This is a genomic window from Coleofasciculus sp. E2-BRE-01, from assembly GCF_040221695.1.
Taxonomy (GTDB): domain Bacteria; phylum Cyanobacteriota; class Cyanobacteriia; order Cyanobacteriales; family Coleofasciculaceae; genus Coleofasciculus.
Window position 1 is genome coordinate 14,814 of record NZ_JAVKEA010000153.1, and the last position, 23,956, is coordinate 38,769.

At 46.5% G+C, this 23,956-nt stretch carries 20 protein-coding genes and 2 pseudogenes; 15 read left to right on the top strand and 7 right to left on the bottom strand.

Features of this window, described 5'->3' with window-relative positions; all coding sequences use genetic code 11:
• Nucleotides 1–57 precede the first annotated feature (57 nt).
• Complete coding sequence (locus RIG66_RS19060; RefSeq protein WP_446380332.1) at nucleotides 58–3,255, top strand: PAS domain S-box protein; 3,198 nt, start codon at nucleotides 58–60, stop codon at nucleotides 3,253–3,255.
• Between the two features lie 168 nt (nucleotides 3,256–3,423).
• Here the strand turns inward: RIG66_RS19060 and RIG66_RS19065 are convergent, their stop codons facing one another.
• The 3 genes and pseudogenes from RIG66_RS19065 to RIG66_RS19075 form a co-directional block, all read right to left on the bottom strand.
• A complete protein-coding gene (locus RIG66_RS19065) occupies nucleotides 3,424–3,684 on the bottom strand; it encodes a hypothetical protein (protein WP_446380333.1) in 261 nt (86 codons plus the stop codon).
• A 6-nt stretch (nucleotides 3,685–3,690) separates the two neighbouring features.
• Nucleotides 3,691–5,820 (bottom strand): DNA helicase RecQ, encoded by a 2,130-nt coding sequence (recQ, locus tag RIG66_RS19070; RefSeq protein ID WP_446380347.1) that lies wholly within the window; start codon nucleotides 5,818–5,820, stop codon nucleotides 3,691–3,693.
• 82 nt (nucleotides 5,821–5,902) lie between these two features.
• A pseudogene (locus RIG66_RS19075) lies at nucleotides 5,903–6,176 on the bottom strand (IS4 family transposase); the annotation flags it as partial.
• A 136-nt stretch (nucleotides 6,177–6,312) separates the two neighbouring features.
• Between RIG66_RS19075 and RIG66_RS19080 the strand changes: the two are divergent.
• The 8 genes and pseudogenes from RIG66_RS19080 (at nucleotide 6,313) to RIG66_RS19115 (ending at nucleotide 15,321) form a co-directional block, all read left to right on the top strand.
• The gene (locus tag RIG66_RS19080) at nucleotides 6,313–6,636 is read left to right on the top strand and encodes a WD40 repeat domain-containing protein (protein WP_446380334.1); all 324 of its coding nucleotides are present in this window, start codon (nucleotides 6,313–6,315) and stop codon (nucleotides 6,634–6,636) included.
• 229 nt (nucleotides 6,637–6,865) lie between these two features.
• Complete coding sequence (locus RIG66_RS19085; protein ID WP_446336531.1) at nucleotides 6,866–7,456, top strand: DUF3038 domain-containing protein; 591 nt, start codon at nucleotides 6,866–6,868, stop codon at nucleotides 7,454–7,456.
• A gap of 94 nt (nucleotides 7,457–7,550) precedes the next feature.
• Nucleotides 7,551–9,134, top strand: a complete 1,584-nt coding sequence (locus tag RIG66_RS19090; protein WP_446380335.1) for a DUF4335 domain-containing protein — start codon at nucleotides 7,551–7,553, stop codon at nucleotides 9,132–9,134.
• A gap of 336 nt (nucleotides 9,135–9,470) precedes the next feature.
• The gene (locus tag RIG66_RS19095) at nucleotides 9,471–11,054 is read left to right on the top strand and encodes a B12-binding domain-containing radical SAM protein (protein ID WP_446380336.1); all 1,584 of its coding nucleotides are present in this window, start codon (nucleotides 9,471–9,473) and stop codon (nucleotides 11,052–11,054) included.
• Between the two features lie 401 nt (nucleotides 11,055–11,455).
• Complete coding sequence (locus RIG66_RS19100) at nucleotides 11,456–12,856, top strand: DNA methyltransferase (RefSeq protein ID WP_446380337.1); 1,401 nt, start codon at nucleotides 11,456–11,458, stop codon at nucleotides 12,854–12,856.
• Between the two features lie 46 nt (nucleotides 12,857–12,902).
• Nucleotides 12,903–12,968, top strand: coding sequence for a hypothetical protein (locus RIG66_RS19105; protein WP_446380348.1), 66 nt, complete (start codon nucleotides 12,903–12,905; stop codon nucleotides 12,966–12,968).
• Nucleotides 12,959–13,360, top strand: a pseudogene (locus RIG66_RS19110) (AvaI/BsoBI family type II restriction endonuclease); the annotation flags it as partial. The gene RIG66_RS19105 and the pseudogene RIG66_RS19110, both read left to right, overlap by 10 nt.
• Nucleotides 13,361–13,662: 302 nt before the next feature.
• Nucleotides 13,663–15,321 (top strand): ABC1 kinase family protein, encoded by a 1,659-nt coding sequence (locus tag RIG66_RS19115; protein ID WP_446380338.1) that lies wholly within the window; start codon nucleotides 13,663–13,665, stop codon nucleotides 15,319–15,321.
• A gap of 219 nt (nucleotides 15,322–15,540) precedes the next feature.
• On the opposite strand, the gene RIG66_RS19120 is transcribed toward RIG66_RS19115, so the two are convergent.
• The 3 genes from RIG66_RS19120 to RIG66_RS19130 form a co-directional block, all read right to left on the bottom strand.
• Nucleotides 15,541–16,086, bottom strand: coding sequence for a cofactor assembly of complex C subunit B (locus RIG66_RS19120; RefSeq protein WP_446380339.1), 546 nt, complete (start codon nucleotides 16,084–16,086; stop codon nucleotides 15,541–15,543).
• 244 nt (nucleotides 16,087–16,330) lie between these two features.
• Nucleotides 16,331–16,684, bottom strand: a complete 354-nt coding sequence (locus tag RIG66_RS19125; protein WP_446349072.1) for a PadR family transcriptional regulator — start codon at nucleotides 16,682–16,684, stop codon at nucleotides 16,331–16,333.
• A 491-nt stretch (nucleotides 16,685–17,175) separates the two neighbouring features.
• Nucleotides 17,176–17,637, bottom strand: coding sequence for a hypothetical protein (locus tag RIG66_RS19130; RefSeq protein WP_446380340.1), 462 nt, complete (start codon nucleotides 17,635–17,637; stop codon nucleotides 17,176–17,178).
• A 272-nt stretch (nucleotides 17,638–17,909) separates the two neighbouring features.
• Between RIG66_RS19130 and RIG66_RS19135 the strand changes: the two genes are divergently transcribed.
• From RIG66_RS19135 to rpsN, 5 genes are all read left to right on the top strand, one after another.
• On the top strand, nucleotides 17,910–18,479 hold the full coding sequence (locus RIG66_RS19135) for a DUF3611 family protein (RefSeq protein ID WP_446380341.1): 570 nt from the start codon (nucleotides 17,910–17,912) through the stop codon (nucleotides 18,477–18,479).
• A 54-nt stretch (nucleotides 18,480–18,533) separates the two neighbouring features.
• Nucleotides 18,534–19,820: a serine--tRNA ligase gene (gene serS / locus RIG66_RS19140; protein ID WP_446380342.1), complete on the top strand. Its 1,287-nt coding sequence runs from the start codon at nucleotides 18,534–18,536 to the stop codon at nucleotides 19,818–19,820.
• Between the two features lie 139 nt (nucleotides 19,821–19,959).
• Nucleotides 19,960–21,060, top strand: coding sequence for an RIP metalloprotease RseP (gene rseP / locus RIG66_RS19145; protein ID WP_446380343.1), 1,101 nt, complete (start codon nucleotides 19,960–19,962; stop codon nucleotides 21,058–21,060).
• A 281-nt stretch (nucleotides 21,061–21,341) separates the two neighbouring features.
• Nucleotides 21,342–21,995 carry an endonuclease III gene (gene nth, locus RIG66_RS19150; RefSeq protein ID WP_446380344.1) on the top strand — a complete coding sequence of 218 codons (654 nt, stop codon included), beginning with the start codon at nucleotides 21,342–21,344 and terminating at the stop codon, nucleotides 21,993–21,995.
• Between the two features lie 201 nt (nucleotides 21,996–22,196).
• Nucleotides 22,197–22,499, top strand: coding sequence for a 30S ribosomal protein S14 (rpsN, locus tag RIG66_RS19155; RefSeq protein WP_446349045.1), 303 nt, complete (start codon nucleotides 22,197–22,199; stop codon nucleotides 22,497–22,499).
• A 63-nt stretch (nucleotides 22,500–22,562) separates the two neighbouring features.
• Here rpsN and RIG66_RS19160 read toward each other — a convergent pair whose 3' ends face one another.
• On the bottom strand, nucleotides 22,563–22,892 hold the full coding sequence (locus RIG66_RS19160) for a hypothetical protein (RefSeq protein ID WP_006101347.1): 330 nt from the start codon (nucleotides 22,890–22,892) through the stop codon (nucleotides 22,563–22,565).
• A gap of 215 nt (nucleotides 22,893–23,107) precedes the next feature.
• Between RIG66_RS19160 and aat the strand changes: the two genes are divergently transcribed.
• Nucleotides 23,108–23,695, top strand: coding sequence for a leucyl/phenylalanyl-tRNA--protein transferase (gene aat, locus RIG66_RS19165; protein WP_446380345.1), 588 nt, complete (start codon nucleotides 23,108–23,110; stop codon nucleotides 23,693–23,695).
• The last annotated feature ends 261 nt before the right edge of the window (nucleotides 23,696–23,956 follow it).

Here is a 23,956-nt window from a genome sequence, read left to right on the forward strand (position 1 = left end):
GCAAGGACGTAACACTCGTGCATCTAGCTTTGACAAGGGTAAGGAGTAGTTAAGTTAATGAACACGCTAGTATTGAGTAACACAACAGTCAACCTTGAGCAACTCTATCCAGATCGCCATATTGATGCGGCGGCTAAGGCAACATTTGACGATTTAACTCGGTTAGCGGCTAGCGTTGTCCAAACTCCGATCGCACTCATTAGTCTCTGTGATGCCAAAGGTCAGTGGTTGCCATCACAGGTGGGTTTAGACACCGATTCCACACCGCAATACTTAGAGTTTTGTCGCCAAATCCGCCAGGATATAATAACAGAAAATAAGCCGTTATTAGTGGTTGAAGATACTCTAGCCTCTGATAAATCTCCAACAACTTCACTCCCGATACTATTTTATGCCGCCGTTCCCTTAGTTACCCCTGACGATGAAACGGTGGGTATTTTATTAGTTATCGACCGAGTTCCGCGACAGTTGACGGTGCAACAAAAGGATGCCCTAGCCTCATTAAGCCGACAGGCGATCGCGCAGTTAGAATGGCAAAAGAAAGTAATTGACTTAGAATCCCAGGTTCATCAATGTCAACGGCTGGAAAAAGCCTTACAAACATCCCCACAGAACCTGGTCGATATGAAAGTCGCGCTGGATCACTCGTCAATTGTGGCAATTACAGATTCTCACGGTAAGATCCACTACGTTAACGATAAATTTTGCCAGATCTCTCAATATTCGAGGGATGAACTTTATGGCGCTAATCATCGTTTACTCAATTCTGGCTATCACTCACGCCAGTTTTTTAAGGACTTGTGGGACACGATTTCTCAGGGCAAAATCTGGCGTGGCGATATTCAGGATCGCGCCAAAGACGGCAACCTCTATTGGGTGGATACGACGATCGTGCCGTTGGTTGATGACCAAGGTAATCCTTATGAATATATCTCAGTTTGTAAGGATATCACCGAACAAAAACAAGCCAAGATTGAACTGGATCGCTTTTTTAGCCTCTCACCTGATTTAATGGCGGTGATTGGTTTCGATGGTAGGTTTAAGCGAATTAATCCCGCCTTTGAAAAAACCTTAGCCTATAGCCAGGATAAACTTCTCTCTCAATCATTCCTCGATTTCGTACATCCTCATGATCACAGCGCTACATTAACCGCTTGGCAAACCCTTTTAAGCAGTCCGTCAGATATTTACTTTGAGCATCGTTATCGATGTCGAGATGGATCATATAAATGGCTGGCTTGGAACTGTTTACCTTTAGCCGAAGCAGGTGTCATCCATGCGATCGCCCGTGATATTACCAACACCAAGCAACGCAAAGCCAGTCTGCTAGAACGATCGCGTCTGTCTACCTTAGAAGCCGATATTGGCGCTGTTCTCGTGGGACAAAATGGCAGTCTAGGTGAAAGTCTTAAACGCTGTACCGAAGCCATGATCCGCCATCTAAACGCCTTGGGTGCTGGGATTTGGACAGTGGCGGGCATCACAGACGAGACGCAAATGCCCTTAGTCTTAGAATTGCAGACGCAGAGTGGTGAACAATTACCCACCCATCTATTCCCTCAACGCATCCTCACCAACCAAGGCTTAATCGCCAAAGTCGCCCAAACTCTCAAGCCGATTCATCGTCCGATCTTAACGCCGGGACATGACTTGTCCAACAAAACGTTTATCGGAATTTATCCCCTAATTGTCGAATCTCGTCTGGTTGGGTTTATTGCCTTACACAATCGCCAACCCTTCTCTAAAATTGTGCAAGGGGTATTAGGATGGGTTGCGAATGCGATCGCAGTAGCCATTGACCGGATTTGGGTACGCGAAGAACTCCTCAGTCGCCGGGAAGCCTTACTGTTTCAGTTAGCTAGCCAAATTCGCAATTCCCTAGAACTCGATACGATTCTAGACATAGCCGTCACGGAAATTCGGGGATTGCTGGAGGTTGACGGCTGTCACTTTTTGTGGTTAAAGTCCAACGCCGATCAACCCAGTTTAAGCGTTACCCATGAAGCACGAGATCCGAATTTACCCAGTTTATTAGGCGACTGTCTTCCCCCACAACTTGCCCCCTTAGCGGACATTATTAACCGATTATATCCCCTGCGAATTGATGATGTCAGCCAAACCCAAAACTTAGCCCCCGAAACCCGATCGCTATTGGCTGATTGGGGAATTACTTCAGGATTAGTGTTACCGCTACAAACGAAAACTGGACAACTGGGGGCGATTATCTGTAGTCATTATCGGGGTTCGCGGCAATGGAGCGATCGCGAAGTTAAATTACTGCAAGCTGTCGTGGATCAACTCGCGATCGCGATCGAACATGCGGAATTATTTGCCGAAACCCGGGCGGCGGCGCAAGCGGCTCAAACCCAGGCAAATCAATTAGAACAAGCATTACACGAATTGCGGCAAACCCAATCGTTATTAATTCAGACCGAGAAAATGTCTACCATCGGTCAAATGGTAGCCGGAATCGCCCATGAAATCAATAATCCGGTTAATTTCATTACCGGGAATCTTAGTCATACGACGAACTATATTGGCGACTTATTACAACTCATCGAATGTTATCAACAGTACTATCCCAATCCGCTGCCAAATATTCAAAACTTTATTGAAGACATTGAGTTATCCTTCCTCATCGAAGACTTGCCGAAAATGCTTTCCTCAATGAAAATGGGAGCCGATCGGATTCAAGAAATCGTAATTTCCTTGCGGAATTTCTCGCGGCTCGATCAAGCCGAAATGAAGGCAGTTAATATTCATGAAGGCATTGATAGTACCTTATTGATTCTTCGCAACCGGATGAAACCTTGTGGTAATTCGCCAGGAATTACGCTGATCAAAGAATACGGGGAATTGCCTGCGGTTGCCTGTTATGCGGGTCAACTGAATCAAGTCTTTATGAATATTATTAGCAATGCCATTGACGCCTTCGATGGTGTAATCAAAGCCGGGGCAAGTGCAACAGAAAAGAGCCAATCAACCCTTAAACCAAGGATTTGGATTAGCACCGAGGTTGTAGACAAGAATCAAGCCGTGATTCGGATTCGCGATAATGGACCCGGAATGAGCGAAACTGTGCGCGATCGCTTATTTGATCCCTTCTTTACCACAAAACCGGTGGGTAAGGGAACAGGGTTAGGCTTATCCATTAGTCACCAGATTGTGGTGGAAAAACATGGCGGTATTCTAAAATGTTATTCTGAACCAGGACAAGGAACAGAATTCTGGATTCAGATCCCGATCACTAATTGATGTTACTTGAACCTGAAGGGGTGACAAGCTCGCGTCAAAGGTAAGCAGGGTATGGGGTATGGGGTGTGGGGTGTGGGGTGTGGGGTATGGGGTGTGGGGTGTGGGGTATGGGGTGTGGGGTGTGGGGTGTGGGGTATGGGGTGTGGGGTGTGGGGTGTGGGGAAAATCTTAGAGAAACACAAAAACCCATAAGATGAGATAGGGTAAGGAGCAAGCGCTCTCCAGGCGAGCCAACGAATAAACAATTTTGGTGACTCTCTGAGTAAAGTTCAACACCTCGACTCCGCGGCAATTGAGCCTGTCGAAATTCGGTGTTGACGCTGAGCGGAGTCGAAGCGTCAATTTTTCCCGACACCCGACACCCGACACCCTAAACCCGACACCCGACACCCTAAACCCGACACCCGACACCCGACACCCAACACCCATCAATCCTTAACTCTTCTCCCGAATCCACCACGATCGCACAAGTCGAATTTCACCATAACTATAATCCTCTCCCAACTCTTCCCGCAGGCTTCTCAGGGAGTTTGTCCCAACATTCTGAATCGCTTGCAAGATGGGCTTTTGCCGTTCTGCTGCTACTAATCGGTTTAAATCTATAGGCTGATTCTTCTCAATTAGCTCACTTAAGTGAGTAAGAATGGTGCTAGGAGCATAACCCCGTTTTTCCGCAATTTCCTCTATACTTAATCCTTGCTGATACAGTTGTAAGGTTACCATTTGGCTATTTGAAGGCAAAGGAACGGGTAACTTTTGCCCCTGACAAAACTCTCGAACTTCCGACACAAACCGCTCGCCGTACTGCGTCAACTTGTGAGCCGTTACCCCCGATATTTGGGCAAACTCCTCCAGGGTTTTAGGTTTTATTTGTGCCATTAACTTGAGGCTAGAATCAGCGAAAATCACATAAGGGGGAATCGCTTGAGTATCCGCGATTTGTTTACGTAGTTTTCGCAGTCTCTCAAACAGCAATTCAATTTCCGCCGTTCTCGGATTAACATTGGAGATAGCTTTTGCTACAGGGGTTTGAGTAATCGCAATATGCACAGAACGTTGTTTGCGAAGCACTTCCCAACTGCGTTTATTCAGCTTCAGTACCCGATACCCATCCGTCGTTTCATCCATTAACCCCTGATGCAAGAGCGATCGCGCCAGCATTTTCCAAGCGTCAATGCTTTTATCCCTGCCAATTCCATAAGTTGAGAGGAGGTGATGTCCATTCTGTTCTACCTTCTTTTTCCGGGAACCCCGCAGCACGTCAATAATATGAGTCATGCCAAATCGTTCCCGACAACGCGCCACACAGGACAAAAACTTTTGCGCTTCAATTGTCCAATCTTCAACGGGTTTAGGATGACAACAATTATCGCAGTTATCGCAATTTCCCTTAAACCGTTCACCGAAATATCTCAATAAAATTGTGCGGCGACAATCGGTTCCTTCAGCGTAGTCGCGAATTTGCTGTAACTGTTGACGGGCAACACGCTGTTCTCTCGGATCAGGTTTTTGATCAATCAGATAATCCAGTCTGGGGACATCACCGGGACTATAAAAGAGTGTACAATAGGCAGGTTCTCCATCTCGTCCTGCCCGTCCCGATTCTTGATAATACCCTTCTAAATTTCGGGGTAAATCGTAGTGAATCACAAAGCGGACATCGAGCTTATTAATTCCCATGCCAAAGGCAATAGTTGCCACAATCACTTGCACGTCATCGCGAATAAAACGATTTTGATTACTGGATCTGTCAATGTCACTCATGCCCGCATGATAAGGCAAGGCTGAAACGCCATCTTTTTGCAGCCGAAATGCTACTTCTTCAACACTGCGACGACTGAGACAATAGATAATTCCTGATCCTTTATGGGATTGAACTTTTTTGAAGAGTTGGTTATAGCTTTGGCGCTGTTTAGGTTGAATTTCGTAGTAAAGGTTGGGGCGATTAAAACTGGCAATATGGATACTCGGTTGACGAAGTGTAAGTTGTTGGACAATATCCTGCTGCACCCGCTTGGTAGCCGTAGCGGTAAGCGCCAACATGGGAATATCCGGATACCGTTGACGTAACTGTTTAATTTGCCGATACTCCGGACGAAAATCATGTCCCCAGGCTGAGACACAGTGCGCCTCATCAACCGCAAACGCCGAAATTCCCACCTGCGATCGCACTTGTTCTAAAAAGGGAGCAAATCTCTCTGCCAGCAAGCGTTCTGGGGCAACGTACAGCAGTTTAATCTTACCGTTGAGGATTGCCATTTCCCGCGATCGCACCGCATCCCAACTCAAGGTACTATTAAGAAATGTCGCCCCTATGCCGTTATCCACTAAGGCATCCACCTGATCTTGCATCAGCGCAATTAACGGCGACACCACCACCGTTAACCCTGGTTTAAGTAAAGCCGGGAGTTGAAAACACAGCGACTTACCGCCCCCCGTGGGCATAATAATCAGCAAGTCACGGTTCTGAAGCGCTTCTTCAACGATTTGCTGCTGTCCTGGGCGGAAGGTAGTATATCCAAAAAACTGTTTGAGGGCGTCCCCCAAGGATTGCAACTGATACATGATGGATGCTGTGGGCGCTTTTGACTCAATCATTTTGACCTCTCCTTGGTATTTTATACCACCCAGCGGGTATCCTCACGCCCTACCCATTCACCTCACTCAAATCCGCACTCACATCTTTGTTAACATAAATTTCCTTGACTTTAGCAGTAGTTTTGGGGGAAAGTAAAAGCCAAGTCTGGGCAATGTCATGCAGTCGTCGCAGACCTTGCCAAATAAATAGTTTTAACCCCCGGTTCGCCATCATGAGAACGGGCTAAGAACCCGCCAAGTTGGGCGATCCAACGCACGGCATCTCTTAAATTGGGAGGGGAGTCAGGGGGGTGAGGGTGATGATGAATCGTGCAATAAGCTTGGTTACAGGAAACTCAAGGGCAAAATAAACAGCCTGCCGCGACGGAGTTACAAAAGGCATATATTCAGAAAAGCAAGGGATATAAACACAAAAATCGGCTGGTGTTAATCGGGGTAGTTGTTTCGGTGATGGGGATAATGACGACAGCAGCCGTTGCCTCAACAACTCTCTGGCTAAAGGCAGAATGGCAGAAGGTTCGTGAGAAGACTTTTCCCCAGGTGCAGTCAAATTTACGGGATGCCAGCGCGGATGCTAGAGAACCCCATCTGATCAAAGGGCATGAGGATGGGGTCTTCTCAGTAGCATTTAGCCCCGATGGAAACCGGATTGTCAGTGGCAGTGGTGACAAGACGATTCGTCTGTGGGACACTTCTGGCAACCTCATCGGTCAACCCTTCCAACGGTATGAGGATTCTAGTCACCTCAGTGGAATTGAGCTAATTCACGCCGGAGGAGATTGAGGAATTGTTAAGGTAGTTACCAATCTGTATCCGGGGAACGCTACCCCCGTTATAACAAAGTCCGCACAGGCGGACTTTGTTTGTGTAGTAGCGATTTCAATCGCCTCCTCAAAAGGGGATTCTGCTCCCTCAATTCTGCCCCCAGGAAACTTAGGGTACACTCTAAAAGTCGTGTTTCTCTATTGGTAACTACATCCACCCGCCCGATTTAATTTCTTACTCTAACGTTATGCGCTCTACCCTAAAGACGCCAACCTCGTCTCACGCTTGGCAGGATTTGCCCCTCGCTCAAGTGCCAGACTCTCTGCAACTGGATAACATTAAAACCCAGTTGGATTTAATCTTAATGGCGCTGGAAGCCCTGGCGGGTATTGGTTCTGAGGCAATGCTGCAAGCGGCGGCTGACTTGAATTTAGAGTCAGTGGTGTCCGATCGCGTCGGGTTATGGCGTCTGCGTCAGTCTAACCCCCAGCGTAAAAGTTCAGGGGGGCGCAAAAAGTTGGATGTGGAAGAAGCGCGATCGCTCGTTTTGATTATTTGCCATTTAGCCAAACAGCATCAGGAACTCATCCGTCGGGCTGTAACCCTATTAGAGCAAATGACTGAACAAAATAGTGAACCCCATCGGACTGCGTTGTTAGGCGATTATCTCGATACATTTATTAACACCTATCAGGAACGGATGGAGCAAGGAGACAATGTATCTATGGATTTACTCAATCAACTGGCATTCAAATTACTCATTGATTTACTCTTTTACAGTGATTCTCATGGTCATCGGCGTCTCTGGTTAGCCTTATTAGGTTCAGCGTCTGCGTAGGGGCGGGTTTAGGAAATAATATTTATGGTTATCCTTAGCTTGGCTGCAAAACCCGCCCTTTCTTTAATGGCAAGAATTATTTGACAAATGACCAATGACTATGCCCTTATCTAGCTCAGTTCTACGCCGCTATACGCCACCCACCTGTACTCTGGAAATTGTGGCAAAAACGTCACCCCTGTCGCGTTGGGTGGGGAAGTCTGTGGTGAAAGACTTACAGTTTGAATTACATTTTGACGATCCGCGACAGCCTGACGAAAAGCTGGTTACGATAAAAGGCGATCGCACGGAACTGGATGTCTTATATGAGGCAGTAAGTCACTACGTCCAAAACTTCCTCAACACCTCTCCCCCACCCTTATCCTGGACTAATCTAACCTCTTCTGTACAACCTGATAATCCAGAGGAATCCGAATCTAATACCCCAAGAACCGCCTCTCCTATTTCAATAGTTACCTCTGATCAACCCCAAGACAATCAAGAGTCGGAACTACCATCCACAAAATTACAACCTTTAAAACAGTGGGCAATTTCATTAGGCATTACGCTACAACCCAAAGGATTAGTCACCCATGAATTAGTTCTGGGTCAACTGGCAAACGAAGACTCTGGATCAGTTGTTTATTTAAGTGTCCTCCAACTGTTCGACTTAGCCACCGCTTTAGATGATTATGCCGCAGAAATTTTAGCCTTACCCAATCTCAATCGTGCGGGTAAAGCCAAAGTTCTACCCCTTTGGACAAAAGCCGCCGCCGCCGTCGTGTTAGCCGTAGGAGTAACGACGGCGGGTGTGAGATGGTTCAATCAATCCCAATTAACTCAGGAAACCGCAAGCCTCAGTTCAGCCTCAGATTCAGCCGAAGAAGTCCCCTCAAACCTAGCTCAAGAACTGCCCACACCAACACCATCCCCCTTACCTTCACCACCTTCGCCAGTTCCGACGCCAACAGTACCACCCTCGTTAGCCAACGCGCCCACAGTACCTCCCCCCAAACCCGTTAAACCCCCAGCACCATCGACTCGGAGTTCGTCACCCGCACCTGCACCGCAACGTCAGGAGATTGCCATCACACCTCCACCCCAGCGCCCTGCGGCTCAACCTGCACCGAGAACAGCAGCATCTCCGTCAACTCCACCCCCTACCCAGCCTAGTCGCCCTCCAGCGCCGACTGGGAATGTGCCAAAGTCCCGGAATTCGACCCAAGTACCCGCGACACCTCCACCACTGCCTGTATTTCCCCCTCTTGATGTCACTCCAGCTACACCGGAACTCCCAGACGTGATGAGTCGTCCCTCAGTAACCGCCCGTCGTCCTTCTTTGCCAACGGATACGGAGATAGAGTCAACCGAGTTAGATGATACCAATGATGCCGCCAGAGGTAGACTCTTTGACACAATTCCTCAAGTTGCCCAGGCGAGAACCTATTTGCAACAGCGATGGCAACCGCCAGAAGACGTGACAAAAACGCTAGAGTATCGGCTATTTATTGACCAAGATGGTTCCATTGAACGGATTATTCCTCTGGGACAAGCTTCACAAATTCACATTCAAGAAACAGGTATTCCCTTAGTCGGTGAACCGTTTGTTTCACCCGTTCAAGGAGACAGGAATCCCACCATTCGGGTTGTCCTGAATCCGAATGGTCAAGTTGAAACATTCTTAGAGGATATGCAGTGAAAGAAACACAGGGGATGAAACCGAGTATAGTCTCAACTTCTTCTAGCGTAATCTCCCTAGCTCTGAAGATAACCATAATGTTGACTGAAGACGTTCCTCAAGAGACAATAGTGCAATCTTCACTTGCCTCATACGCTACAAAAATCATAACCTAGTGGTGCGATCGCACAGGGGATTTTATCACCAACTTTTCGCAACCCCACTGTATTGTGGAAAAATTCCCCCCATCAGAAGAATCGCGATCGCTCACCAAGGCGTATACTATGGGGAATTAGGAATTGGAAGACCCTACCCAGGAGAATTCCCGGATTCCCATTGCCCACTACCTAAATTACCATGCGCGTTTTACTCCTCTATCCCCAGTTTCCCAAATCGTTCTGGTCCTTTGACAAAGCCATCGAACTGGTAGGACGTAAGGTAACTCTGCCACCTTTGGGTATGATTACTGTAGCAGCGATATTGCCTCAGACGTGGGAATTCCGCCTAGTAGACCGGAATGCGAGATTAGAAACTCAAGCCGATTGGGATTGGGCAGATTTAGTCATTGTCTCCGGGATGATTGTGCAGAAACCTGATTTGCTGCACATCATTCGGGAAGCCAAGCAGCGCGGGAAGACAGTTGCAGCCGGAGGTCCCTATTTTACCTCTGTACCCGAGACAGCATTACAAGCGGGGGTCGATTTTCTAATTTTGGATGAGGGGGAAATCACCTTACCCAAGTTTGTTGAAGCGCTAGAACGCGGAGAAACCTCTGGTGTAATCCGTTCTGATGGAGAAAAGCCGGATGTTTCCCACACCCCAATTCCTCGCTATGACTTACTGAATTTAAGTGACTACAGTGATATGTCGGTACAGTTTTCTAGAGGCTGTCCGTTTCAGTGTGAGTTTTGTGACATTATTGTCCTGTATGGGCGCAAGCCGCGCACGAAAACCCCAGCCCAACTGCTTGCCGAATTACAACGACTCTATGACTTGGGGTGGCGGCGTTCGATTTTCCTAGTGGATGATAATTTTATTGGCAATAAGCGGAACGTCAAGCTATTACTGCGAGAAATGGGTCCCTGGATGGCGGAACGCGGCTATCCGTTCCGCTTAAGTACAGAAGCTTCCGTCGATTTGGCACAGGATCAGGAATTGCTGGATTTAATGATAGCGGCTAACTTTACGGGTGTGTTTTTGGGGATTGAAACACCGGATACGGAAAGTTTATCCCTGACTCAAAAATTCCAGAATACTCGCAACTCTCTGATGGAAGCCGTACAAACGATAAATAAGACTGGACTACGGGTGATGGCAGGCTTTATTATTGGCTTTGATGGGGAAAAACCCGGAGCAGGCGATCGCATTATCCAGTTTGTAGAAGCCACAGCCATTCCTCAAGCCATGGTGAGTATGCTTCAGGCGTTACCCAATACGGCATTATGGCATCGACTCAAGCGAGAGGAGCGTCTGTTAGAAGAAGATAAGGAAGCCAATATTCACCAAGGAACCCTAATTAATTTTATCCCTACTCGTCCTGTCGAAGAACTGGCTCGTGAATATGTCAGTTGTTTCTGGGAACTGTACGAACCCCACCGCTATTTGGGGCGTGTGCATCGCCATTTCCTCCAGATGCAACCCACGCCGCACAAGCGTAAATTCAAGATACCCGACTGGACAACTCTGCGGGCGCTATTAATTATTATGTGGCGACAGGGAGTCAAGCGTTACACTCGGTTCCAATTTTGGCGTCAATTATTCTCAATTTTACGGAAAAATCCCCGCATCTTTGAGCGTTATATCGTCAATTGCGCTCATCTGGAGCATTTTCTGGAGTACCGTCAAATTGTCCGGGATAATATTGAAGCACAATTAGCGGAGTATTTAGCCGAAAAAGCCAAGCTTTCTGCTGAAGTGAGACCAAAAGAATTAGTCAGCTAGATTAATTACTGGCGTGGCATAAGCTGTTTTGCATTTAAACCTTAATGTCAATAATGACAAAATCCTTGCCGTAGTGCGAGCATCTTGCTCGCTACCCATTCCCAATTTAAATGCGTGACAGCTTAGATAAAATTGTGGATTAGATGTGACGATTGAATCGGGCGAACGTCTGTGCGCCCCTACAGTGGCTGGATATTAATCTATCAAATTAGATGGGCTATACCACTACATTAAAATCTGCTTACCCGTGCATAAATAGTCGGACAAAAGAAAAAGAAAACGGTACTGTATTAAGTTTTGTAAATCGCTCTCAAAACCTTACTGTTCCCTGTTCCCCGTTCCCTGTTCCCTGTTCCCTAATCTCAACCGTTAACTTGAATTATGTCCACCCCCTAGTATAAATGGTATCAGTTCAACCCAGCTTAGGTGAAATTGAACACCTAGACTCGGAATTAGTAAAACACTTCGATGGCAAGTTAATTGTCGATGATCAGCTTAATCGCTCATTGGTTAGTTATCAAGCCAATAAAACTCGCGCCATATATCGTTGGTACAAATATAAAGAAGCGTTTTCTGCTGCTTTAGTGGACTATCTATTGCAGCGTTATGGGATTACTAACGGTACAATATTAGATCCATTCGCTGGGAGTGGTACAGCCCTATTTGTCGCGAGTGAAATGGGTATCAATGCCCAAGGTATTGAATTATTGCCGATGGGTCAAGAAATCATTACCATTCGGAAACTATTAGCCTCAGACGTTACTACTGATGATATCGCTATTTTAACCCATTGGTCAACGACACGACCTTGGCAAAACGTTAAGAATATTTGTTCTCTTCCCGAATTACGAATTACTAAAGGGGCTTATCCCGAACCAACTCGAAACGCCATCGAACAATACATGAGCGCATGGCAAGGTGAGAATAAACGAGTTCAGGCTATTTTACGCTTTGCCTTACTTTGTATTTTAGAATCTGTGAGTTACACACGCAAAGATGGTCAATATTTGCGCTGGGATTATCGCTCAAACCGGAAAGCCGGAAAGAAGGCTTTTAATAAAGGGAAAATTCCCAGTTTTGCTGAAGCCATTTGCAATAAACTCGATGAGATTGTGGCTGACTTGCAGCCTCAGCATGAACAGCTTGAACTTTTTTCGGTAGAACAGGAACGAGGTGAGATTAAGCTTGATAAGGGTTCGTGTCTAGATTTAATGCCAACCTTAGCCGATAGTTCCTACCATGCCATTGTCACATCACCGCCCTATTGTAATCGCTACGATTATACCAGAACCTATGCCTTAGAATTAGCATTGTTGGGAATCAATCAGCAAAAATTAGTCAACTTAAGGCAACAAATGCTAAGTTGTACTGTGGAAAATCGCCCCAAAGATTTACTTCAGATAAACCCTCACTGGAAATCCGCGATCGCGGCGGCTGATCAACAGGAATTATTACAAGCTATTCTTCACTATTTAGATGCTCAGAACGCACAGGGAAGTTTAAATAACAAAGGAATTCCGCGTATGGTTCGCGGCTACTTTTATGAAATGGCTTGTACAATTGCAGAATGTGCGCGAGTGTTGAAAGACAATGCTCCCTTGATCATGGTAAATGATAATGTTCGCTATGCCGGAGCTAGTATTTCCGTAGATCTTATTCTTTCAGACTTAGCCGAAAAATTGGGCTTTTTTGTGGAAACTATTCTCGTGTTACCCAATGGTAAAGGTAATAGTAGTCAACAAATGGGCGCTCATGGACGAGAACCGTTGCGTAAGTGTATTTATGTGTGGAGAAAAGGCTAATGGCAGCGGATAAGCCCTATTGCATTTGAATGCCAGTGATGACTTAGTGACTCCTTATGCAGCAATAAGAGCTGGTTTTGTCGCGTTAGCTTTAGAGAAGAAGAAGAATTAGTTTTTCGATTTCTGCTCATACGAGGAGATACCCTAGGCGGTTCAATGCGAAATGTGGGTGGAGTCTTAGCACAACGTAAGTTAACACGAATGTTGCTATCTACTTTGACAGTTGCAGGTAAATCTTATCAATGGCTGCATTCAAGCATGAATCGGTGGGCGTCAATGACTGATGAACATTGGAAGACAGCTCGTTCAGCACTACAGCGCATCAATCAAGCATTTATGACCCATGGACTAAAACCGCATACCTTCTTTATTGGAGCCGCGATTGAAAATAAAATGGCAGGCGAAATTTGGCATCAGCTAGAGGAAGGAACCCTGACAAATGCGGCTAACTTAACGAATGACAATCAACTGGCATCTATATCACGTTGGCTATGCAGTCTTTAAGTATATCTCATCAAGCTGAAAATGATTGTATAAGTTGAGAAATCGCTAAAATGCACGTCAATTGAAATCTGAGAAAAAAACCCAACTCATAGAAGATTTTGTTGGGTAACGCTTACGCTCTACCCAACCTACTATTCCCAACTTAATCCAGTAGACGGATTGCCAGATAGGGAAACTCCTGCAATGATTAAATTATTTCTTATATTAAATACAGTATCCTTCAGTTGAGGGATTAGAGTACCACTGACCTGACTCCTAAACTAACCTCTGTTCCAAGCCCATCAGTATAAACTATATAAACTATGTTCTCCTTAACTCAAAGCAACTCTCGACAACGCGAAATTCTAGAAGTCGTCTTCCGCAATGGTTGGGAGTACATGCGAAAACTGCTGACAGGTAGCAAGGCTGACGACCCCCAATTGCCTCCCCCAGAAGTACTGCGGAACGTACTAACGGAATTGGGACCCGTTTATGTGAAGCTAGGACAACTGCTGAGTACTCGTCCTGATTTGTTACCTGCCGATTACATTGACGCTCTCTCGGAACTCCAAGCTAAAGTGCCACCAGTGCCATGGAGTGAGGTTGAAATATTACTGCGAAAACAACTGCGAAAGCCGCTAGAAGAAACCTTTGCTAAGATAGATCCTCGATCTGTGGCTGCTGGTTCTATTGCCCAAACCCATCGAGCTACCCTAAAAAATGGTCAGGATGTTGCGCTGAAGGTTCAGCGTCCAGGGATTGATAAGGTTGTTCCTCAGGATATTGCGATAATTAAAGGCTTGGCAGATTTAGTCTCGCGCACTGAGTTTGGACAAGACTATGATGTCGTGGCATTAGCTGATGAGTTTACCAGCGCTCTACAAGCCGAACTCGATTTTACCCAAGAAGCCAGCTACACTGACCAATTGCGGCGCAATCTTTCCAGAAGTCGCTGGTTTGACCCAACCCAAATCGTGGTTCCCGCTATTTATTGGGAGTTGACGACGGAGAAACTGATGGTGATGGAATGGTTAGAGGGTAAACCCATTCTCGAAGCCCAGTTTTCGGTAGAGCAAAATGGCGCGGATAGCAAAACTGAGAAGGAACAGCGCCAAGAAATTACGACGCTGTTATTTCGTGCCTTTTTTCAGCAACTCTATGTGGATGGTTTTTTCCATGCTGATCCTCATCCGGGCAACTTATTCTATCTCCAGGATGGTCGCGTGGCGCTTTTAGACTGCGGCATGGTTGGACGCTTAGACCCACGCACTCAACAGATTTTAACTGAAATGTTACTCGCGATCGTTGATTTAGATGCTCAACGCTGCGCCCAGTTAACCCTGCAACTGTCTGAGTCAGGTCAACCTATTATCTTATCGCGGTTGGAAAATGACTACGATCGCATGTTGAGAAAATACTACAACCTCAGCATCTCACAAATCAACTTCAGTGAGATCTTTTATGAAATCTTAGAACTTGCCCGGAATAACCGAGTCCGTTTACCCAGCAATATGGGATTATATTCCAAATGTCTCGCCAACTTGGAAGGGGTGGCTCGTACTTTTAATCCAGAGGTGAATCTCCTTGAGGAAATCAAACCCTTGATGACCGATTTATTTCGGCGTCAGCTTTTGGGTTCCAATCCCTTGCAAACATTTCTCAGAACCGCTCTGGATATCAAAAGCCTCTCGTTACAATCTCCCCGTCAGATGGAGTTACTGCTTGACCGGATCACCTCAGAAACCTTAAAGTGGAATATCATCATTCGAGATATTGACCCTCTGCGACGCAGTCTGGATGATTCAGCCAATCGGCTTTCATTTAGTATTTTGGTAGGTTCCTTGATTATGGGCGCAGCAATTATCTCGACAGGAGCGCAAACGAGTCAGCTTTCACTATTGAGTAATATCCTGTTTGGTGCTGCTAGTTTTTTAGGGTTGTGGTTAATTGTCAGCATCCTCAAGTCAGGACGATTGAAATGATGACTTTTCAGTATTGGAAATTCTAGTTTTTTGGTATCAGGGAATAGGGAACAGGGAATAGGGAACAGGGAATAGGGAACAGGGAATAGAAATTTTAGAAATTTTGTATTCCATCTCCCTCAGCTTCCCCAGCTCCCCCAGCTTCCCCAGCTCCCCCAGCTCCCCCAGCTCCCTCAGCTTCCCCATCTCCCTTATCTTCCCCAGCTTCCTCAGCTTCCCTTAATCCCCCGCCTCCGGAGAGGGTTGAAGTTTCAAGGCTTGCTGAAGTTGAGCGAGTTCATCTCGATGGGCGATAACCGTCACCAAGCTTTGTGTATCCGTTTGAGGATTCGGCAAAGGTTCAACTTTTAGAAACACCTGTTCATCGCGCCCCGCACCTTTCCAGTAAAAAATGCCAGCCACAGGAGCCAGTAAAACTAGCCCCAGGAAAACCTGGGATAGGTTTGGGTACAGTATGGATAGAACCAATGATAGGCAAAGAATACCACAGGCAGCAAGTGCGGTTAAAAAGATAGCCAGAAACCAACTGGGTCGGACAAAACCCTGAAATGTCACTTGACCCGTGGCTTGGTCAACCGCAGCTACCCGGTATGCCCTTTGATCAAAATAGTTCTGCAACCGTTCTAAGAGGGAGGCTTCGGGTTCTTGGGCAATGAGTTGAACTTTTTGAGTTCGGTCTTTAACCGAAGCACGGATGAAAAAGAACAAACCTACTGCTAATAAAAGAGTCAGCAGGAATGTGGAAGACAGAATTGGTGTACTCACAGATATTGACCAACAACAGGTATCCTTGGCTTACCACTTTACTGGGGTGAACCGACATGATTCAACAGTTGAGCCGTAAGAGACTCAACAGCTCCCTTGTCGTTGACAATAATAACTCATTTAGCCGAAGAACCCGTACATGACGGCAGAAACTGACCATCAGTTCACCCCACCAACCCGTGTTTGCACCTCGCCTTGAGTTAGGGAAAGATTGTTACTGATGGTGTAATTCTGCCGAAATGTGCTATATTGCTTGTTTCTCCTGAGTAATATACCTACGCCAAAACCCTGCTAGTTCGCGGGCTTTATCCCGCCAATCACCAGAGATCTGATACATACGACGGGGGCGTCCTCGTCCTTCCACTTTTTTCCAATACCCAGTGATTGCCCCAGCTTCTTCCAGAAACTTGAGGGCGCTGTAAAGAACTGTATCAGACAGTCGATAGGTTGGGTATTCGTGTTCGAGTTGTTGGATCAAGTGAGTGCCATAGGATTCCCCTTCTATGAGGACAGACAACACATAACATACGGCTAATTCCTTGTTGAGATAGTTGGGAGGAGGGTCTTGAAAAAACTGATAGATATCCTCAAATTTCATCTGCATAGTCCGCTGAATATCCCAGTGAGTCAGATTTGCATGGGACAGTTTTCCTAAAACTAACCATGGTTTCAACACCCTGAAAAAGTTTGGTGCAATGTATCGATCAGCAATGAGCAATCTCGACTTGCTCATTCCTCTGGTACTTTATAACCTCAAAGTATTGAGGTCGTCTAATGCACTCGTTAGTTTGGTTACGGCAGATGCAACAGCACTGAATAATCTCCATCAATTTTAGCTAAGTCATGGAGTATTTTTCCAAAAAAATCGAGGCTTCCAAGTCCAGATCCGGGGGAAATTGTCCCCTTAGTGTGCAACCTGAGTGCGTGATCGCATTGCTAGCATTAATAATTTCTACTAGCTTATTGAGCAATAGTCCGCAATATTTTGTTTTCAATTCCTTAACGTTTTCCCTAAGGGGGTTTCAGACCGTCTATTGGTCACGACTTGGAGATGCTACCCTATTTCCGGAGGGGTCTGGAAAACGTTAGTTAAACACCCAGTTCTGGATTCGTCTGCCAAACTTCTTTAATAATCTTACCTGTTTGATCGAAGTCAGCCTGGTAAGACATTGACCAAACCACCATCAGTCCCTGATCAGATTTGGCGGTGATCTGAATTTGAGCTTTAACCGTGCGATCGCGCCGTTGTTGCTCCAGTACCTGAAAGTCTTTGATATCATACTGGCGGAAAAAGTCCTGCCAAGCTGAGTAGATGGATTGCCCCTGATAGGTCTCATTCACATCAGGTACATTGTAGGAGCGCTTAAGAACGGCATGATCACTGTAGCCATAGATTAACAGATCGGGATTAGCCGTTGCGATCGCCTGCCAGTGTTCTTGAGCTGCAGATAGGGGATTCGTGCTGACCTGATTTTTGTACAACGACAAACTCCAGACTAAAGCGATGGCACAGATGGCGTAGGATAAACGTTGTCTCCAATTCGGTTCCATACGCTTCCTCCATGAGCTGACAAGACGATGAGGTTCCCCCCGTAGGGCTAAAGCTTGGCTTTCGCTTTATACCTGACCTAACAGACGCACAACCCCCATTAAAAGTTCACGGAGGAATAAGCTAAAGATTATGAAATATAAATGATGAATTATGAAAATTTATAATGAGTGGCAAAGATTCGTCGGAGTTAGCGTTTCGCTTGCACAAACAACAGTTTTCTAGTTCTCCTGGTTAAATATGAAATAGGTGTCACTCACGGATTCGAGTCCCAATGCGAGAATTGCCCGATACGTCCTCACTACCCACCCCCCTCCAGCGCATCGCCTTGGTGCTGCGTACCTTTGGTAGAATTGCTTTGTGGGTACAATTAGTCCTCGGAGTTGTGTCGCTGGGGATCTTGCTCACCGGAATCGCTGGTCGTACCATTGGACCGACAGAAGAGAAACAAGGTGTTGGGTTTGGTATATTTTTAGCTATTTGTGGGTTAGTCACGTTAGGTGTGGGTGTCTACATCGCATGGCGCTATACTCGCATTTCCCAACAGTTACTCGTTGGTAATACAGAAACACGACCCAGCAAAGCCGATACCCTTAAAACCATTAGGCTAGGATTAATCGTCAATATGGCGGGCATGTTATTGACGATTGTGGGTGCTCAAGCCATCATCGGCAGCATTGTGATCCGCTCGATTTCCCAACCCTCTGGCTTGACGGTGTACGAAGCCAACCGATTCGTGCGACCCTTAGATTTATTCTTGGTACAGGCGAATATCAACACCATTACAGCTCATTTTGCGGGTATCGCCATTGCCATTTGGCTGTTCAATCGCATTAATCGGTGATTTGTCATTTGTCATTTGTCATTCGTCCTTTTTGCCCAGTATCCCTAAAAATCTGTGCTTGACCTAAAGCAAATCCGAGAAAATCCACAAAGCGTCCAAGAACGCCTAGAAAAACGAGGGGCGGGTCAATATGACCTCCAGCCCATTTTGGACTTGAATCAGCGCCAACGGGAACTAGAGACATCCCGTAGTCGCCTGCAAGCCCGTAGTAATGAGATTGGTAAACTCATCGGTCAAAAAATTAAAGCCGGGAGTCCCCCTGACGCGCCAGAAACCCAACAACTGCGCGAGGAAGGTAATCAGGTTAAAACCCAAATTAGCGAACTAGAACCTCAAGAAAAAGAACTGAAAGCAGAAATTGAGGCGCTATTACTCTCCCTACCCAATCTACCCAGTCCCTCAACTCCCCTTGGTCAGAGTGAAGCGGAAAATGTCGAGGTGCGCCGTTGGGGTGATGAGTATATTCCCCAGAATGACAAGATTTTACCCCATTGGGAAATTGGCGAAACTCTCGGTATTCTCAATTTTGAGCGGGCGGTAAAAGTCGCCCAAAGCCGTTTTGTCAGTCTAATCGGTGTCGGTGCTGCCTTAGAGCGGGCGTTGATTAGTTTTATGCTAGATCGACAAATTGCCGCAGGCTATGTGGAAGTAATCCCACCGATACTGATTAACAGCCGCTCATTAACAGCGACGGGTCAACTGCCCAAATTTGCCGAAGAAAGCTTCAAGTGTGATAGCGATGATCTATGGCTTTCGCCCACAGCGGAAGTCCCCTTAACTAATCTTTACCGTGACGAAATTCTAGACGTCTCCCAACTCCCTATTTATCACTGCGCCTATACCCCCTGCTTTCGCCGAGAAGCTGGGAGTTATGGACGAGATACCAAAGGACTGATTCGACTGCACCAGTTTAATAAAGTTGAACTGGTTAAACTTGTTCATCCGAGTACCTCGGAAGCTGAACATGAAAAGCTGGTGGAAGATGCTGCTGCCATTTTAGAGGCGTTAAAACTCCCTTACCGTGTGATTGAACTCTGTACTGGAGATCTAGGATTCTCTGCCACAAAATGCTATGACTTAGAAGTGTGGCTTCCTTCTTCGGGAAAATACCGTGAAATTTCGAGTTGTTCCAATTGCGGTGATTTCCAAGCGCGACGCGGTAGTCTACGCTTTAAGGAAACGGGCAAAAAAGGAACTCAGTTTGTCCATACCTTGAATGGATCTGGATTAGCCATTGGGCGCACCCTGTCGGCAATTTTAGAGAATTATCAGCAACCTAACGGTACAGTGAAAATACCAGAGGTTCTACACTCCTATATGGGGGGACGGGAGGTGTTGTAGAGACGTAGCATGCTACGTCTCTACATCACCTTTTCTTTTACCGCAGGGCGTAACCTTACGAACCAGTGGTCATCTTCCCAAGTATTGAAAGCGGCAACGTACAATAGAAAGGACGCAAGCAATCGTTACATTACTTCTTATGTCAATTTTGGCGGCGATCGCAGTCTTGGCGGTTTTGATTGTGGTGCATGAGCTAGGTCACTTTATGGCAGCTCGTTTGCAGGGCATTTATGCAAATCGCTTTTCTCTTGGTTTTGGTCCAGTTCTTTGGAAATACCAAGGACCCGATACGGAATATGCGATACGCGCTTTCCCCTTGGGCGGATTTGTGGGTTTCCCCGATGATGACCCCGATAGCGAGATCCCTCCGGATGACCCAAATTTACTCCGCAATCGACCCGTTTTAGACCGAGCGATTGTAATTAGTGCTGGGGTAATTGCCAACCTAATTTTTGCTTACTTTCTTCTGGTGGTGCAGGTGGGAACGGTGGGAATTACTGACTTCAATTACCAGCCGGGAGTACAGGTTCCAGAAATTGCCGCAGAAAGTAGCTTAGTAGCGAAACAAGCCGGGATTAAACCCGGTGATGTTATCTTAGCGGTTGAGGATCAACCCTTGGGCGCCAGTCGGAATGCGATCCTTACCCTGATGACCGAAATTCAAAACTCTCCCAACCAACCCCTAGAACTGTCGATTAAGCGGGGTGAACAAACCTTGTCCCTGGACGTGACGCCAGAACCCGGAGACGATGGCAAAGGTAGAATTGGCGTACAACTGGCACCCAATGGTGAAATAGTCCGCAAGTACGCTGACGGACTTGTCGAGATGTTTACGATTGCGGCTGACGAATATCAGCGCCTGAGTACTGAAATTGCCAAGGGTTTTGGTCAACTGATTAGCAATTTTGGTGAAACGGCTGAACAAGTATCCGGTCCGGTAGCGATTGTGGCAATTGGCGCGAATATTGCCCGTTCTGATGCGGGAAATCTGTTTCAGTTTGCGGCGTTAATTAGCATCAATTTGGCGATTATTAATATCTTGCCCTTACCCGCACTGGATGGGGGTCAACTGGCATTTTTAGCGATCGAGGGAATTCGCGGTAAACCCATCCCTACGGAAGTTCAGCAAAATATCATGCAAACGGGATTGGTTTTACTGTTGGGGTTAGGACTTTTCCTGATTGTGCGAGATACGGCAAATTTGGTTCCCTCTAGTTGGGTGCAAAATTTGTTTCAATGAGGATTGTTATTGGTCATTGGTCATTGGTCATTCGTCATTGGTCATTCGTCATTGGTCATTGGTCATTCGTCATTCGTCATTCGTCATACTCGCTATCGCGAGAAGCAAGCTACGTCATTTGCAATAATTGAACGGTTAGGTCGGGGCGGGTTTAGTTACATCAGGGTGAAAACGAAATGTTAGTAGTAAAACCCGCCCCTACAAAAGATGTTTTATCGGAACGCCTCTGCTCCCTCTGCTCCCCCTGCTCCCCCTGCTTCCCCAGCTTCCCTAAATTGTTCATGAGCATCACCCGTAAATGGTCCGCTAAACAGCAACAGGCATTGGAGATTTTGCTTCGCCTGAAGCGACTTTATCCGGATGCTCACTGTACGCTCAACTATGACACTCCTGTACAGTTGCTGGTGGCGACGATTCTCTCAGCCCAATGTACGGATGAACGAGTGAATCAGGTGACACCGGAGTTGTTTCGCCAATTCCCTAATGCTAGAGCGATCGCGCAGGCGGATATTGAGGTGCTAGAAGCCTTGGTGCGTCCGACTGGATTCTATCGCAATAAGGCGAAAAATATTCAAGGGGCTTGTCGGATGATCGTCGCCGAGTTTGGCGGTCAGATTCCGAGACGTATCGAACTGCTGATGAAATTACCCGGTGTAGCTCGCAAAACTGCCAATGTTGTGCTAGCCAATGCCTTTGATATCCACGAGGGAGTGACGGTGGATACTCATGTCAAGCGCTTGACTCAGCGTCTGGGTTTGACGGAACATAGTGACCCAATTCGTATCGAACGTGATTTAATGCGACTGTTGCCTGTGGAAGACTGGGAAAACTGGTCAATTCGCTTAATTTACCATGGTCGGGCAATTTGTCAGGCAAAGAAGCCGAAGTGCAATGCTTGCGTACTGGCTGATTTATGTCCCAGTGCTAGGATTTGAGGGATGATGTGGAGCAGAGGGAGCAGAGGGAGCAGAGGGAGCAGAGGGAGCTGGGGAAGATGGGAGACAAAATTTCTATAACCCATTACCCTATTGCCTATTGCCTATTGCCTATTGCCTGACCAATGACCAATGACAAAGGACGAATGACAAAGATAAGATAGGAAACAGTGTCTTTATTTAGGGAAACGCCAAAGACTCATGGCTAAAAAAGGAATGATTGAGCGCGAGAAAAAGCGCCAGAAGCTGGTTGAGAAGTATGCGGCTAAGCGAGCAGCACTGAAAGAACAGTTTGATAATGCGTCCTCTCCGGCTGAGAAACTAGAGATTCACCGGAAGATCCAACAGTTACCCCGCAGTAGTGCGCCGAATCGGGTACGGAATCGCTGTTGGGTAACTGGGCGTCCCCGGGGCTACTATCGGGATTTTGGTCTATCTCGCCATGTGCTGCGGGAATGGGCGCATAAAGGATTACTACCAGGAGTAGTCAAGTCGAGTTGGTAGATTTGGGTCATTGGTCAATCGTTCTTAACGAAAGATAAAGGACAAAAGACCAATGACTGATGACTAATTCCCACAGCAACGGTCAATACCCAGACTGTCGAGGAGCAAATCGCTAACCGCGTTGGCGATCGCGAATTCACTATAGAAGCTTTCTCGGAAGTCGAAGGCTTGCATTTCGGTGACAATGGCAATGACCAAAGAACCGACATCGTTTTCGCCTTCTAAGCGTTGGCGGACAAAGATTTGGGAGGCGCGATCGGCAATGTCCTGATTGGCTGGTTCGGGTAAAAATTCATGATCCAGCCAGTACACCAAAGCGTCTCGCAACCATTTTCCTTCCTGCTGGGCATTTTCAGCAGGGGGAAGGGTAACTGGGGGAATGGGTTCAGCCATAAAATGTCAAACGTTAGCTGTCTACAATACATACTGTTTAAATTTTGTCAACCTCAAAAGTTGAGGTCGTGTGAGCAGCATAATTGAGAAATTAATCTTTGATTTAATCAGGGAGATGTCACTTTTAAGCATAGCGAAATTATGTATGATCAGGAAAATTTTAAAATAGTGTTTAGCGATTCGAGAACAGGGACTCTCAACCGAGTTCTAGTGCTATGGAGTTAAATATTCCGACAATAATTCAAGGATATGCTCAAGGCTATTTTTTGATGGCGGATGAAACCGGATCACTAGGGTGGTACTCTAGTCGCCAGCGAGCAATCATTCCCTTAGATGAGCGGTTTCGCTATCCTAAATCTCTACAACGGGTTCTCAATCAGAAGCGGTTTAGCATGGCAATTAACCGAGATTTTAAAGGAGTTGTGGCAGGTTGTGCCAATCGGGAAAGCACCTGGATTTCTCCGGAACTCCAGGAAATTTATTGGTTACTTTATCAGGAAGGTTGGGCGTATAGCTTTGAAACGTGGCAAGGAAATGAACTAGCGGGTGGGATTTTAGGGATTGTGATTGGCGGCGCATTTATTGGCGAATCCATGTTTTATCGGATTCCTGAAGGCTCGAAGGTGGCGTTAGTCAAATTAGTCGAGCGGTTGCGATCGCGCGGCTTTTTGTTGTTTGATGTACAAATGATGAATCCTCACTTGGCTCGCTTTGGCGCTTGTATGATAGAGGAGCAAGAGTATCAGGTGCTACTACGACAGGCGTTGCGACGGCGATGTTATTTTGATCGGATTCCGGTTTAAATCAGGAAATTGAGAATTAAAAAGAGACAACAGCCAGGGATTGAGGGTTTTTACAATTCTTAACTCACCAGCCCCGAAGGGGCGGGTGTGGGGTGTGGGGTGTGGGGTGTAGGGGAGGAGACCATGGGTGTCAACTTAAGCCACATTACCCACGATAGGATACTGGGTGTGGGGTATGGGGTGTGGGGTATGGGGGAAAGCGAGCAATTTTGGGGAGCTATGTATTAAACGGAGCCTGTTTGAAAAAAACATTGTGGATGA